Origin of the sequence: Gordonia prachuapensis (assembly GCF_036350515.1) — a bacterium.
GTDB classification, from domain to species: Bacteria; Actinomycetota; Actinomycetes; order Mycobacteriales; family Mycobacteriaceae; genus Gordonia; species Gordonia prachuapensis.
Genome location: NZ_JAZDUE010000006.1, coordinates 90271 through 104793 on the forward strand (window position 1 = coordinate 90271; position 14523 = coordinate 104793).

A 14523-nucleotide genomic window follows, 5' to 3' on the forward strand; every position below is an offset into this window, starting at 1 on the left:
GCTCCGGGCCGGCGGCCCCGACCACACCGACGACGGCTTCCCGCTGCCGGGGTGATCGCGGCCGCCATATCGATGGTCGCCGCATTGCTGACCGCCATTGCACCCGGAACCGCATCGGCCGCACCGATCTGCGCCGGCGCGGGCCAGGCACCGCGGCTGGTCGGTGTCGTCCCGGGTGCTGCGCTGCAGGGTTTGACCGTCGACGCCGCGGGACGCATGTACACCACCGACCTGATCTCGGGCCGTGTGTTCCGGCTGTCCGCACCGGGTGCGCCGGCGGTTCCGATCGCCCGGGTACCCGAGAGCGGTGCCGGCGGGCTGGCCTGGACGCCGGACGGCACACTGCTGGTGGGTTACGGAGCCGATCCCCGCGTCGTCGCGGGCGACGCGCTGCGTCACGCCGGAATCGCACGCCTCGACATCGGCACCCTCGCGATGCGGCCCTGGGTGCGCGGACTGTCCGCATCCAACGGGATGGACGTCGCCGGCAACGGGATCGTCTACGCCACCAACGACTTCGGCAACCTCGTCGGACGCGCCTACCCGAACGGTGCGGTACAGGCCGACTGGGGCTCGCTGCCGAGCGCGAACGGCGCCGTCCTCGGCCGCGGCGACCGATGGCTCTACGTCTCACGGACGTTCGTCAATCCGGGCGTCAGTCGCATCTCCACGTCGAACCCGCGGATCGTGCAGAGCCTGCTGAATCTCGGCGGCGTCGATGTCACCGCGACACCCGACGGGCTGACGCTGGATTCGCGGGATCGGCCGGTGGTGCCGTTCAACGTGAGCGGGCAGATCGTCCGCGTCACCTCACCCGGGCAGTTCTGTGTGCTCGGGTCGAGTGCCGGATTCGCCAGCGTGGTGTCCTATGGACGCGGCGACCGTGGGTTCTCGGCCGGCCGACTGTTCCGCGCCGGTTTCGACGGACGAATCTACGAGATCCCCGGTGGCTTCGATCGAGGTGCGACCGCCGCATACCCGGGTCGCTGAGCGGCCGCAGGCACCCCGGAAATGAAGAATCCACCTTCCTTCGGAAGGAAGGTGGATTCACCAAGTCACTGTGGCTATCGCACGCCGCTCATGCGCTCCGGCGGGTGACCCAGAGTCGTTCGCCCCACCAGATGCTCAGCAATGCCGCCCCGGCGGCACAGGCGACGACCTGGCCCGATCCGGTGATGAGCAGGGCGCCGACGGCGACGAGCACCGCCACGAGCAGGGCGTGGACCTTGTACGCCGGCCACCGGACACCTGCGATGACGACCGTCGGCGGGAGCGAGCGCACCCGCGCGGGGCGGAGTTCGACCAGGCCGGAGATGTTCGCTGCGGTCATGACGCTCCTCGTGCTCGGTGGTGATCACGGGCTGGGTGTTCTCCACTGCACGCCAGTGTAACGCGTCCGGAACTAAAATGTTCGGTGGGCCGAAACTTGCTGTTCGGATGTGATGACGTTCACGTCCGACCAGGCCGGCCTGAGGTCATCCGCCGAGACAGCTCGGCCCCAACAGGGCCTTCAGATCGCCCATCAACGCCGAACTCGGGCTGACCCGCAGGGCCTCGGTCAGCCGCAACACCGTGGACCGCTGTTCGCTGATCAGCGTCACATGCACGTCCGCGGTGCCGGGGTGACGCGACAGCACCTGCTTGAGCGCCTGCACACGGTCGGGGGTGCAGATGCGGGCGCTCAGGGTCAGCGCCACCGGTTTCGCGGTCCCCACCGCAGCGAGATCCGGCACCGCGAGGTCGTTGGCGCTGATCATCGTCGAATCGTCACGAACGTTGACCCGCGCCTTGATCAGCACGATGTTGTCGGGAACGATGTCCATCCCGAACACGGAGAACGCACGGGGGAAGAAGTAGACCTCCACGCCACCGACCATGTCCTCGAGGGTCACCACCGCGTACGGTTCACCCTTCTTGTTCACCCGACGATTCACCGCGGAGATGATGCCGCCGATCGTGATCTGCGCCCCGTCGGGCACCGTCCCCTCCAACAGCTGGGTGATCGACGTGTCGGTTTGCGCAGCGATGGCGTGCGCGACACCCGCGAGGGGATGGTCGGAGACGTAGAGCCCGAGCATCTCGCGCTCGAGGGCGAGTTTGTGTTTGGACTCCCACTCCTCGTCGGGAATCTTCACCGCGAACACCTCGGCGAGGCTGTCGTCGGCTGAGCCGTCGTCTCCGCCCGCGGCACCGAACAGGTCGAACTGACCGATGGCCTCGGCCTTCTTCGTGCCGATGACCGACTCGACGGCGTCGCCGTGCACGAGGAACAACCCTTTGCGGGGATGGCCGAGCGAATCGAAGGCGCCCGCCTTGATGAGCGATTCGGTGACCTTCTTGCTGCATGCGGTGACGTCGATCTTGCCGAGGTAGTCCGAGAAGTTGGTGAACTTCCCCTTCTCCTCACGCGCGGCCAGGATCGACGACACGACACCCGTACCGACGTTACGCACAGCGGCGAGACCGAAGCGGATGTCGCCGCCGACCGCCGCGAAGTGACGCTGTGACTCGTTGACGTCGGGCGGCAGCACCGTGATGCCGAGCTTGCGGCAATCCGACAGGTAGATCGCCGCCTTGTCCTTGTCGTCGCCGACGGAGGTGAGCAGGCCGGCCATGTACTCGGCCTTGTAGTTCGCCTTGAGGTAGGCGGTCCAGAACGACACCAGGCCGTAGCCGGCGGCGTGCGATTTGTTGAAGGCGTATCCGGCGAACGGCAGGATCGTGTCCCACAGCGCCTTGATCGCGGCAGAGGAGAAGCCGTTGGACTTCATCCCCTCTTCGAAGCCCTCGAACTCGGCGGCGAGGACCTCGGCCTTCTTCTTGCCCATCGCACGACGCAGGATGTCGGCTCGACCGAGCGAGTACCCGGCCACCTTCTGCGCGATCTGCATGATCTGCTCTTGGTAGACGATCAGCCCGTAGGTGTCGGCCAGGATCTCCTTGAGAGGTTCCTCGAGCTCGGGGTGGATCGGCTTCACCTGCTGGCGACCGTTCTTGCGGTCGGCGTAGTCGTTGTGGGCGTTCATGCCCATCGGACCGGGACGGTACAGCGCGAGCACTGCGACAATGTCCTCGAACCCTGTGGGCTGCATGCGTTTGAGCAGCTCGCGCATCGCGCCACCGTCGAGCTGGAACACACCCAGCGTGTCACCGCGGGCGAGCAACTCGTAGGTCTTCGGGTCATCGAGTGGGGCGGCATCGAGATCGAGATCGGTGCCGCGGTTGGTCTTGATGTTCTCGATCGCGTCACCGATGACGGTGAGGTTGCGCAGACCGAGGAAGTCCATCTTCAACAGGCCGATGGCCTCACACGAGGGATAGTCCCAGCCGGTGATGATCGCGCCGTCCTGGGCACGCTTCCACACCGGGATCGCATCGGTGAGCGGCTCCGACGACATGATGACCGCGCAGGCGTGCACACCCGCATTACGGATCAGCCCCTCGAGGCCGAGCGCGGTGTCATAGATCTTCTTGACGTCCGGATCGGTCTCGATGAGTGTGCGCACCTCGGCCGCCTCGGCGTACCGCTCGTGGTTCTCGTCGGTGATCCCGGACACCGGGATGTCCTTGGCCATGATGGGCGGCGGCAGCGCCTTGGTGATCCGGTCGGCGATGGCGAAACCGGGCTGACCGAACTGCACACGTGCCGAGTCCTTCAACGCGGCCTTCGTCTTGATGGTGCCGAAGGTGATGACCTGGGCGACCTTGTCGCTACCCCACCGGTCGGTCGCGTACCGCACCATCTCACCGCGGCGGCGATCGTCGAAGTCGATGTCGATATCGGGCATCGAGACACGTTCCGGGTTGAGGAATCGCTCGAAGAGCAGCCCGTGTGGGATGGGGTCGATGTTGGTGATCCCCAACGCCCAGGCGACCAGCGAACCGGCCGCCGAACCACGTCCCGGACCGACCCGGATGCCGACCTCGTGGGCGTGCGCGATCAGGTCGCCGACGACGAGGAAGTAGGCCGGGAAGCCCATCTGGATGATGACGTCGAGCTCGTAGTTGGCCCGACGCTGGTACTCCTCGGGCACCTCGGTGCCCGCGAAACGGGTCTCCGCCAGGCCCTTCGCGACCTCTTTGCGCAGCCAGGTCTGCTGCGACTCACCTTCGGGGACCGGGAAGACGGGCATCCGGTCGCGGTGGGTGAAGACCTCGGCGTAGCTCTGCACGCGCTCGCCGATCTCGACGGACGAGTCGCACCCACCCGGGACCATCGAGTCCCACAGTTCGCGCATCTCGGCAGGCGACTTCAGGTAGTAGCCGTCGCCGTCGAACTTGAATCGGGTGGGATCGGACAGCGTCTTGCCGGTCTGCACGCACAGCAAGGCCTCGTGGCTCTTGGCGTGCTCCTGGGTGACGTAGTGGCAGTCGTTGGTGACCAGTGGTTTGATGCCGAGCTTGCGGCCGATGTCGAGCAGGCCGTCGCGGACCCGGCGCTCGATCTCCAGGCCGTGTTCCATCAGCTCGAGGTAGAAGTTCTCCTTGCCGAAGATCTCCTGCCACTTGGCCGCGGCCTCGAGGGCCTCGCGGTCGTGGCCGAGTCGCAGCCGGGTCTGTACCTCACCCGACGGGCAGCCGGTGGTGGCGATGATGCCCTCGGCGTATTGCGCGATCAGGTCGGCGTCCATGCGCGACCATTTGCCCAGCTGTCCCTCGATCGACGCCAGCGACGACAGCTTGAACAGATTCCGCAGACCGGTCGCGTTCTCGGCGACCATCGTCATGTGGGTGTAGGCACCCGAGCCGGAGACGTCGTCGGACTTCTGATCCCGGGTGCCCCAGGTGACGCGTTTGGTGTTGAACCTCGACTCGGGCGCCACGTACGCCTCGATGCCGATGATCGGCTTGATGTCGTTGGCGACGGCGGTGTTGTAGAACTCGCTCGCGCCGAACATGTTGCCGTGGTCGGTCATACCGATCGCCGTCATCCCCAGGCGTTTGGCCTCGGCGAACAACGGGGACACCTTCGCGGCACCGTCGAGCATCGAGTACTCGGTGTGGTTGTGCAGGTGAACGAACGAATCGGCCACGGACGCCTCTCACCTCATGTTCTACGACGAAATGTTTCCCCACCCGCGCGGTGCCGGCCATCGCGTGTCCAACGGGCAGCCCCAACTGTATGCCGATGATCCGACAGCCTCGGCCATGGCACGCCCGATGTGACAGATGGGACGACGGGGCGCGGTGTGTCGGACCGGCGTGTCGGGCGACCCGGGTTCTGTCGGCGGGATTCCGGGTTCCGTCGGCGGCGGGTCAGGCGTCGCGCAGGATGTCGAGCGCGTGCTGCAGATCGGCCGGGTAGGGACTGGTGAACGTGACCTGCCGTCCGTCGGCGGGGTGTGCGAACGACAGAGACCGGGCATGCAGCCACTGCCGGGCCAGGCCGAGACGCTGGGCCAGCACCGGGTCCGCGCCGTAGGTCAGGTCTCCGCAGCACGGATGGTGCAGGGCCGCGAAGTGCACCCGGATCTGATGGGTGCGCCCGGTTTCCAGGTGGATGTCGAGCAGCGATGCCGACGCGAACATCTCGACGGTGTCGTAGTGGGTGACCGACGGCTTGCCGGCCGCGGTGACCGCGAACTTCCAGTCGCTGCCCCGGTGCCGCCCGATCGGCGCGTCGATCGTCCCCTCGGGTGGATCGAGGTGTCCTTGCACCAGCGCGTGATAGCCCTTGTCGACCTCGCGATTCTTGAACGCGCGCTTGAGCAGCGAGTACGCCCGTTCCGACACGGCCACCACCATCACTCCCGACGTGCCGACATCGAGGCGCGAGACGATGCCCTGGCGTTCTTGGGCACCCGAGGTGGCGATCCGGTAGCCGGCCGCCGCGAGCGCTCCGACCACGGTCGGGCCGGTCCAGCCCTGCGACGGGTGGGCGGCGACCCCGATGGGTTTGTCCACCACGATGATGTCCGAATCGTGGTAGATGATGTCCATCCCCTCGACCGGGGTCGGCTCGATCCGCAGCGGTTCCTCGGGCTCCGGCAGCGTGACGTCGAGCCAGCTGCCCGCGGTCAGTTTGTGCGACTTGCCGACCGCGACACCGTCGACGGTGACGTCGCCGTCCTCGGCGAGCGCGGCGACCACTGTCCGCGACAACCCGAGGACACGAGACACACCGGCATCGAGTCTCATCCCGTCGAGCCCGTCGGGTACGGGCATCGATCGCGACTCACGCATCGGCGTCCTCAGCGGCCGGCCGGTCGTCGGCGTCACCCCCACCGGAGCGCCGTGCGGCCCATCCGGTGCGGGAACCGTCGTACTCGAAGCCCAGCAGCGACAGGGCCACGAGCAGCACCGCACCGCAGACGACGGCGGAATCGGCGACATTGAACACCGGCCACCAGCCCACCGACACGAAGTCGACGACGTGTCCGCGCAGGGGGCCCGGGGACCGGAAGATGCGGTCGATGAGGTTTCCCACGGCGCCGCCGAGGACCAGGCCGAGCCCGACGATCCACCAGGCGGAGCGCAGCCGGTTGCTGTAGCGGATGATCCCGATCACCACGCACAACGCCACGATGGTCAGCACCCAGGTGTAGCCGGACGCCATCGAGAACGCCGCGCCGCTGTTGCGGACCAACGTCAGCGTGACGACGTCGCCGATGATCTCGATCGGGTCCTGGGGATCGAGAAACGCGACGGCCAGGGTCTTCGTCAGCAGATCGAGCCCGATGATCACGGCCGCGAGGGCCAGCAGGTTCCGCACCACACGGCGGCTCTCGTGCCGCGACGACCGACCGCCGGAGTCCACCGGAGGAGATGTCGGTTCGCTCATGAGTCCATCATCCACCTCATCATCATCCATGAGCGCTCCCATACGCTGGCTGCCGTGTACCCCCGTCTCGCCAGCCTCACCGTCGCGGCGGCCCTGCTGATCGGGCTGACCGCATGCGGATCAGACGTCCCGCCCACCGACGCCACCCCGTCGGGAACGACGGCCGGATGCACCGAGGAGTCCACATCCGGGCTCGAGGGCGTGAATCTGCTGCCCGTCCCACCGGCCGAGATCACCGTCCTGGACGCGGGCACCGGCGAGCGGCGACCGCCGGCCGCGTCACCCGATCGGACCAGCCCACAGACGGTCACGCTCGAGACCACGTCGTCGGTGCGCTCGGCCGGCGACGATCAGACCCAGACCGTCCAGATGCCGCTCGACGCCGTTTTCCACTGCACGGACTCGACCGACCTCGAGGTGACCCTGGGCTCGGTCACCTCGCCGGACGCGGCGCTCGCGGAGCAGTTGGAGTCGGTGGCCGGGTCGCGGGCGGGGCTCGCGATCGGCCCCGGATCCATGCCGATCTCGCTGCGCCTGCTGCCCGCCGACGACGCGGGCCCCGAGGCGCGACTGGCGGTCGAACAGACCCTGCTACAGGCACTGCAGATGTCGGTTCCGTTGCCGACCGAGCCGATCGGGGTCGGGGCGCAGTGGCGGGTGGAACGCACCATCGACTCGGCGATGACGATCACCCAGCAGATCGACGCCACCCTGGCCGCCTGGGATGGCAACCGGATGACCATCGACGTCACCGTCGAGGAGACGCCGGTGAACTCGGTGTTCGCGATCCCCGGCTCGCAGGACTCGCTGACCATCACCCGCTTCACCAACACCGGGACCGGGCAACTCACCCTCGACCTGACACGCGGCCTACCCGTCTCGGGGTCGATCGAACTCGGCGGGGCACGGGAACTCGTGGGCGCCGACCCGGCGCAGCCACTGCTCCAGCAGACCGGGCTGTCGGTCACCTGGCGCTGATCGCCGCCCGCGTCGGACGGACCTCGAACCCGGCACAAACGAGAAGGCCGGCGACGCGGGCTCTCGCCCGCACCACCGGCCTCCGGTCGCGCGATCCTCAGATCAGTTCGGCCTCGCTAGCCCGACGCACCCTCGGTGCACATCGGCGTCTGCACGTTGTTGGCGGTGATCAACGGGCACACGGTGTCGCGGGAGAGCTTCCAGCGGCCGTCGGTGTAGACGATGCTGGCATCGAGCGTGGTCGGCGGGTTGTCGGGCAGCTTGACCTGCACCTTCACCGACGCCTTGTTGGGTCCGGCCGGGATGACCGGCGGGAAGATCTCGTAGGTGACGTCCGGGTTGTCCTGCTGAGCCTTGACGAGCTCGTCGAAGATGGCCGGATCCGCAGCAGACCCCTCGACCAGCTCGGTCTTCTCCGAGTTCGGGATGTCCGGGTCGAGCGCCTCTTCGAGCATCTGGTTCAGTGTCGCGACCGACGGGCGCGTATCGGGGTCGGTCACCCCGCCGTCGCCGGCACCGGCATCCGCCGTCGCCGACGACACCGTCGGCACTGCCGGGACGTCGCTGTCATCGCTGCCGCAGGCGGCCACCGATGCCACCGCACCCGCGATCAACGCGGCGGTCACGATCTTCGGAAACTTCACCGAAAATTCCCCTCACTAGTCGTTCGTCCGGTCTGCGTGTTCGTCTCGCAGATCCCGGTGGATTCTGGACGCTCATCCCCTGCGGGGCCGCCAAAACTCCCACCACTATGCCAAACCGACGAGAACGCACCCAACATTCGATGCGGGTCGTCGCACGTCGGAAGCGCAACGGTCGGGAGGCGCCGTGGGTTCCCGGCGCCCGGAGACCATACGCTGGGACACCATGACGGCCACCCGCATCGTCCTGATCTCGACCGGCGGCACGGTATCGGCCCGGGCGACCGCCGACGGCGCGGTTCCGGCCCTGTCCGGGCACGACCTCCTCGGCACGGCCGACGGCGATCACCTCGCGTTCGACGAGGTCGAGGTGACCACGACGGATCTGATGTCCGTGGACAGCTCGGCGATGTCGGTCGCCGACCAGTTCGCGATTGCCGCCGCGGTCCGTGACGCCCTCGCCGATCCCGCCGTCACCGGCGTCGTGGTGACCCACGGCACCGACACGATGGAGGAGAGCGCCTACCTCGTCGACCTGTTCCACATCGATGACCGTCCGGTGGTCTTCACCGGTGCGCAACACACCGCGGACTCGCACACCGCCGACGGTCCGCGCAACATCGCCGATGCGATCCGGGCCGCCGCGACCGCCGACCACCGGGGTCGCGGCGCCCTCGTCGCGATGGGTGGCCGAATCCATTCGGCACGTGGGCTGTTCAAATCCTCCACCACCGCGCTCGAGGCGTTCGACACCGTTCACGACGCCATACCGAGGGTCGTCCTCGACGCACCGCCACCGGCCACCGGCCACGCCCGAGTCGACTCCTTCGGCCTCTACCCCGGCGTGTCCCCGGGACTCATCGCGGCCGCGATGAGCCAGCACGCAGCGGGAATCGTGCTGGCGGGCACCGGTTCCGGAAACACCCACCCGGACATCACGGCCGAGGTGAGCGCGGCGGTCCGGGAGGGGATCGTGGTGGTGGTGTCCACGCGGGTGCCCTTCGGTCCGGTGGTGCCGACGTACGGAGGGGGCGGGGGTGGCGTCGATCTCGAGCGCGCGGGCGCCATCGTGTCGCGCTGGCTGCGGCCGCCGCAGGCCCGGATCGCGTTGTTGGCGTTGCTCTCCACCGGCGCCACGATCGACGAGGTCCGCGACTTCTTCGCCCGGATCGACCCCGCCTGACCCACATACGCAACGGTTCTGCGGATCAGTCGGCGTCCGCGGTGGGACGGACGTCGGGCCACGCGAGGCTGGCGATGGGATCCGCGCGAGCGAGGGCGGGATCGTCGACCGGGAACGTCACGGCCCGGCCGGGTCCGGTGGCCCGTGTCTCGAATCGCACCGTCACCACGCCGTGCCCGCTGCCCTGCACCCAGCCGTGACCGTGTTCGGGGTGCGCCACGTCGGTCCCGGTCTCCCATCGCGGGGCCGCCGTCTCGTCCGGCGGTCCGGCAGTCGGCTCCGCGACGTCGGGTTCGGGACCCGCGGTGACGAACGCCGCCTCCACGTCGTCGACGTCGCCGATCTCGACGACGGCCTCGTCGGGCAGGTCGTCCAGGTCGGCGAACAACGAGAACTGCTGCACCGCAGTCAGTCCCGAGTATCCGACGCCGACCAGCCGGATCGGTCCGATGCTGCGCGGATCGAGGGCCAACCGCTGGGCCGCCGTCGAGAGCACCGACAGTTCGGTGGTCGCCGCGGGCAGCGTCGTCGACCGGGTGAGGATCGAGAAATCCGAGCGCCGGAGTTTGAGCACCACGGTCCGCGCGCCCCGGCCGTCGGCGAGCAGCCGCCGGTGCGCACCTTCGGCGGCCGCGTCGATGGCGGGCCGGAGTTCATCGAGGTCGACGAGGTCGCGGGGAAAGGTCGATTCGGCGCTGATCTGCTTCGCCGATGCCCGTTCGGTGACCGGACGTTCATCGACGCCCTGGGCCAGACGATGCAGCGCCGGGCCGAGCGTGGCCCCCAGCACCGAGACGACTTCCAGGTCGGACATCGCGGCGAAGTCGCCGATCGTCTCGATACCGAGCCGATGCAGCCGGTCACCGGACACCGGGCCGATCCCCCACAGCTTGCGCACGGGCAGCGCGTGCAGGAACGCGAGCTCACGGCTGGGTGGAATCGCCATCACCCCATCGGGTTTGGCGAGACCGGACGCGATCTTCGCGATCTGCTTACCACTGCCGAACCCGACCGACGCCGAGATACCCACGGTGTCCCGGATCTGCGCACGGAGCCGTTCGGCGAACGCGGTCACGTCCTCGATGCCGGCGCCGGAGAGTTCCGCAGGCTCGCCGAACGCCTCGTCGAACGACAACATCTCGATCACCGGTATCGCATCCCGCACGAGCCGGAACACCCGGGCACTGACCACCCGGTACACCCCGCCTCGAGGCGGCAGCACCACGACTCCGGGGCCCACGAGTCGTCGCGCCTGGTGCATCGGCATCGCCGACCGGGCACCGAATGCGCGCGCCGCGTAGCTGGCACCGGCCACCACTCCCCGACCGCCGGTGCCGCCCACCAGCACCGGCCGGCCACGCAGGGTCGGGCGCGTCAGCTGCTCCACGGAGGCGAAGAACGCGTCCATGTCGAGATGCATCACCCACCGCGCACTGCGTTCGGTATCGGCGTGCCCGGGCTCGGCCTCGGGCGGGACGGCGGAGTCCACCCCCGCATCGTATGCGGCCGCAGATCGGTGATTCCTCAGTGGATCTCGAAGACGGGCAGGTCGTCGACGTGCCGGGCGAGGGTGGCATCGTCGGGCTCGGTGCCCATCCCCTCGGGTAGGAACCGCTTGACCTCCCATCCCCATTTTCCGAGGTAGGCGCGGATGATCGGCGCGCGGTCGGCCGGTGCCACCTCGACCAGCCGGACCGACCGGCTCCGACGGCCGCGGCGCAGCTTCGCCGCGTCGTTCACCCGGGCGTTGCGCGCCCACTGGGTGTTGCCGCGCGGCGAGACCAGGTACTCGCGGCCCTCGAACGGCATCGGGTTGACCGGGACGGTCTGCGGCGTGCCGGACTTGCGTCCGGTGACGGTCAGTGTCTGGGCGCCCGCGAGGTTCACCCCGCGTTCGACCAGCCATCGAGCGACGCGGTTGAAGGCGGCGTCCATTCCCTTGGGCCCGCGATAGTGCGGCTGAGCTGCGTGCATGATGAGTCCCCTTCGTGAGATCAGAATCGAGAGCACCGCTCTCGTTTTCTAGTGTGCGCGCCCCCGAGGGAAAAATCAAGAGCACTGCTCTCAGTTGTGCGACGATGTCCTCATGGCCACCACCACACGCGCCGCGAATCGGGCGGCGATGGAATCGGAGATCCGACGACTCGGCCGCGAGCACCTGCGCACCTACGGCGCCGCAGGCCTCTCACTCCGTGCGGTCGCCCGCGATCTCGGCGTGGTGTCGTCGGCGGTGTACCGCTATGTCCCGAGCCGCGACGACCTGCTCACGTTGCTGCTGGTGGAGGCATATTCCGACGTGGCGGACTCAGTCGAGCAGGCGATGGAAGCAGTCCCGCCGGACCGTCATCGGGGCCGCCTACGCGCCGCAACCCGCGCACTCCGCGCCTGGGCAGTCGACGACCCGGCCCGGTGGGCGCTGCTCTACGGAAGTCCCGTCCCCGGATACTCGGCACCCGCCGAGCAGACCGTGGAGCCCGGCACGCGGGTGGTCGCGATGCTCATCGACGAGGTCGCTCGCGCCGAGGCCGACGGAGTACTGCAGTGCCGGCAGCAGGACCTGACAGCCGGCCTCCGCAGCGATCTCGCCACGATCCGGGACGAATTCGGCGTCGAACTCTCCGACGCCGCGCTCGTGGTGGCGACGACCCTGTGGTCGACCGCCATCGGTGCGGTCAGCCTCGAGGTGTTCGGCCAGTACGGCGCGAACACCTTCAGCGATCCGGCCGCGTTGTTCGACGTCGCCATCGAGCGCGCACTGACTCCCCTCGCCGAGGCGCCCCGCGACTGAGCAGCGCAGGTGCTCACCGGGCGATCGGTCGCTCCGTCTCGATCCCGGTCAGCTTCTCCGGATTCCGGACGGCGAAGATGTCGTGCACCACCCCGTCCGCGAAGTCCAACACGAACACGCCCTGCAGACGGCCGTCGAAGTAGATCCGCATGCCGGGCAGGCTGTTGAAGATCCCCGCTTCGAGCCGGAAGTCGGGATGTATCGACCCGACCCGGTTGAAGCCCGACAGCAACCGCGCCACCGCGAGCGCGCCCTTGACCGGCCGCCGCACCGCCGTGGCCTTACCGCCCGAATCGGCGGTGAAGACCACATCCGGCGACAGCAGGGTCATCAGCTGCTCGACATCGCCGGACGACGCGGCCGCCAGGAAGGCCTCGGTCACCTCGGCGGTACGCGCCGAGTCGATCGGCTCGAAGCGATGCCGGCGGGCGTGCACATGCGCCCGGGCGCGGTGTGCGGTCTGGCGCACCGCCGGCACGGACTTGCCGACCATGTCGGCGATCTCGTCGTGGGCGAACCCGAAGACCTCCCGGAGCACGAAGACGGCGCGTTCGTCGGGCCCCAGGCTCTCCAGCACGACCAGCATCGCCGTCGAGACCGATTCCGCGAGCACGACATCCTCGGAGGCGTCGCGCTCGTCGAGCAGGATCGGTTCGGGTAGCCACGGCCCGACGTACTCCTCGCGCCTGCGCACGGACGTGCGCAACATGTTGAGTGCCTGGCGGGTGACCACCTTGGCGAGATAAGCCTTGCTGTCGGCGACGGCGTCGAGATCGACGTCGGCCCACCGCAGATAACTCTCCTGCAGCACGTCGTCGGCGTCGGTGGCCGAACCGAGGATCTCGTAGGCGACGGTGAACAGCAGTGGCCGCAGTTCGGTGAATCGTTCGACGTGCGCGTCGGTACCGGCCGTCATCCGGTCGCCTCCAGGCGCGGTGGCTCAGCGAGTTCGCGGGGCCGGCCGAACGACGGCGTGGCACCCGGATGACGCCCTTCCAGGCGCAGGCTCAGGATGACGCTGCGGCACACGAGTTCCTTGATCGCAGCGGCGGTACGGCCGGTGATCGCGGTCTCGAGCGGGCTGTCGTCACGTCGCGTCGGCTGGACGATGGCGGCGTGGCGACCCAGCGAGGTGCATTGGCCGAGGAACGCGAGTGCGACGGGTTTCGGCAACGCACCGGCCAGTCGCGCACGGACGGTGTCGGCGGCGTGCGGTCCGAGCTGATTGGCCGCCTGGCAACTCATCCGGAACGGTTGCCCCGACGGCGCCACGGAATCCCCGGCACCGACGATGCGCGGATCGTCGACACTGGTGAGTGTCTCGTCGGTGACCAGTCGCCCGATCCGGTCGGTGGTCAGGCCGCTCTTCGCGGCGAGGTCCGGCGCCCCGAACCCGGCGGCCACGACCGTCGTCGCACTCGGCAGTATCGCGGTGGACTCACCGGTGGACACCGTCACGGTGCCGGGGCCGATGCTGTGCACGCGGTGGTCTTCCATGATCTCGACGCCCAGCTTGGTCAGCCGTCGGCGGGTGGCGCGTCGCGCGCGCTGCCCGAAGGACGGGGCGAGCACGCCGCGGCACACCAGTCGAACCGACCGTCCGGCGTCGGCGAGCTCGGCGGCCGTCTCGATCCCGGTGAGTCCGCCGCCGATGACGGTGACCGACGCATCGTCGGCGAGGTCGGCCAGCCGGGCACGCAGTCGCTCGGCGGTCTCCCATTCGCCGATCGGATAGCCGTGTTCGGCCGCACCCGGAATCGTGTTCGCGGACAACGCGGTCGAGCCGACGGCGTAGACCAGGTGGTCGTAGTCGAGGGTGTCACCGCCGGCGAGTTCGACCCGCCCTGCGGCGACGTCGATGCGGGTGGCCGAGTCGACGACGAGGCGCACCTCGCGACCGAGGACCTGGTCGAAATCGTGTTCGGCGACACCGGTTCCGGTGGCCCACTGATGAAGCCGGATGCGATGGACGAATTTCGGCCGCGGATTGACCAGCACCACGTCGGGTGCCGGCTCGGTGCCGGCACCGGCGATCCGGTTGGCGGCCATGGTCCCGGCGTAGCCTCCGCCGAGGACGACGACCTGCGGGCGTCGAGTGGTCTTCATGGGTTGCTCCTCTCGAAAAAGGTGGACAACCTCTGAGACACCGTAC

13 protein-coding genes are annotated in these 14523 nt (G+C 68.6%); 4 read left to right on the plus strand and 9 right to left on the minus strand.

The window, feature by feature from the left end:
- The first annotated feature begins 72 nt into the window (after positions 1-72).
- Complete coding sequence (locus V1Y59_RS08695; protein WP_330504596.1) at positions 73-990, plus strand: SMP-30/gluconolactonase/LRE family protein; 918 nt, start codon at positions 73-75, stop codon at positions 988-990.
- Between the two features lie 88 nt (positions 991-1078).
- Here the strand turns inward: V1Y59_RS08695 and V1Y59_RS08700 are convergent, their stop codons facing one another.
- The 4 genes from V1Y59_RS08700 to lspA all read right to left on the minus strand — a co-directional run bounded on the left by V1Y59_RS08700 (position 1079) and on the right by lspA (position 6781).
- A complete protein-coding gene (locus tag V1Y59_RS08700; RefSeq protein ID WP_330504430.1) occupies positions 1079-1330 on the minus strand; it encodes a hypothetical protein in 252 nt (83 codons plus the stop codon).
- 145 nt (positions 1331-1475) lie between these two features.
- Complete coding sequence (gene dnaE, locus V1Y59_RS08705) at positions 1476-5033, minus strand: DNA polymerase III subunit alpha (RefSeq protein WP_330504431.1); 3558 nt, start codon at positions 5031-5033, stop codon at positions 1476-1478.
- 223 nt (positions 5034-5256) lie between these two features.
- A complete protein-coding gene (locus V1Y59_RS08710) occupies positions 5257-6183 on the minus strand; it encodes an RluA family pseudouridine synthase (RefSeq protein WP_330504434.1) in 927 nt (308 codons plus the stop codon).
- Positions 6176-6781, minus strand: coding sequence for a signal peptidase II (gene lspA / locus V1Y59_RS08715; protein ID WP_330504435.1), 606 nt, complete (start codon positions 6779-6781; stop codon positions 6176-6178). The genes V1Y59_RS08710 and lspA overlap by 8 nt, the downstream gene beginning before the upstream one ends.
- A 54-nt stretch (positions 6782-6835) precedes the next feature.
- Here lspA and V1Y59_RS08720 point away from each other — a divergent pair, with 54 nt between their 5' ends.
- The gene (locus tag V1Y59_RS08720) at positions 6836-7759 is read left to right on the plus strand and encodes a hypothetical protein (RefSeq protein ID WP_330504436.1); all 924 of its coding nucleotides are present in this window, start codon (positions 6836-6838) and stop codon (positions 7757-7759) included.
- 116 nt (positions 7760-7875) lie between these two features.
- Here V1Y59_RS08720 and V1Y59_RS08725 read toward each other — a convergent pair whose 3' ends face one another.
- Positions 7876-8403, minus strand: a complete 528-nt coding sequence (locus V1Y59_RS08725) for a WKL family lipoprotein (RefSeq protein WP_330504437.1) — start codon at positions 8401-8403, stop codon at positions 7876-7878.
- A 223-nt stretch (positions 8404-8626) separates the two neighbouring features.
- Between V1Y59_RS08725 and V1Y59_RS08730 the strand changes: the two genes are divergently transcribed.
- The gene (locus V1Y59_RS08730; RefSeq protein ID WP_330504438.1) at positions 8627-9583 is read left to right on the plus strand and encodes an asparaginase; all 957 of its coding nucleotides are present in this window, start codon (positions 8627-8629) and stop codon (positions 9581-9583) included.
- A 25-nt stretch (positions 9584-9608) separates the two neighbouring features.
- Here the strand turns inward: V1Y59_RS08730 and V1Y59_RS08735 are convergent, their stop codons facing one another.
- Both V1Y59_RS08735 and V1Y59_RS08740 read right to left on the minus strand, forming a co-directional pair.
- A complete protein-coding gene (locus tag V1Y59_RS08735) occupies positions 9609-11003 on the minus strand; it encodes a DNA polymerase IV (protein ID WP_431309138.1) in 1395 nt (464 codons plus the stop codon).
- Positions 11004-11107: 104 nt separating this feature from the next.
- Positions 11108-11557 carry a nitroreductase/quinone reductase family protein gene (locus tag V1Y59_RS08740; protein ID WP_330504440.1) on the minus strand — a complete coding sequence of 150 codons (450 nt, stop codon included), beginning with the start codon at positions 11555-11557 and terminating at the stop codon, positions 11108-11110.
- A 112-nt stretch (positions 11558-11669) separates the two neighbouring features.
- Between V1Y59_RS08740 and V1Y59_RS08745 the strand changes: the two genes are divergently transcribed.
- A complete protein-coding gene (locus V1Y59_RS08745; protein WP_330504441.1) occupies positions 11670-12371 on the plus strand; it encodes a TetR/AcrR family transcriptional regulator in 702 nt (233 codons plus the stop codon).
- Positions 12372-12384: 13 nt separating this feature from the next.
- Here the strand turns inward: V1Y59_RS08745 and sigJ are convergent, their stop codons facing one another.
- On the minus strand, positions 12385-13287 hold the full coding sequence (gene sigJ / locus V1Y59_RS08750; RefSeq protein WP_330504442.1) for an RNA polymerase sigma factor SigJ: 903 nt from the start codon (positions 13285-13287) through the stop codon (positions 12385-12387).
- Positions 13284-14477 (minus strand): NAD(P)/FAD-dependent oxidoreductase, encoded by a 1194-nt coding sequence (locus tag V1Y59_RS08755; protein ID WP_330504443.1) that lies wholly within the window; start codon positions 14475-14477, stop codon positions 13284-13286. The genes sigJ and V1Y59_RS08755 overlap by 4 nt, the downstream gene beginning before the upstream one ends.
- Positions 14478-14523: the final 46 nt, after the last annotated feature.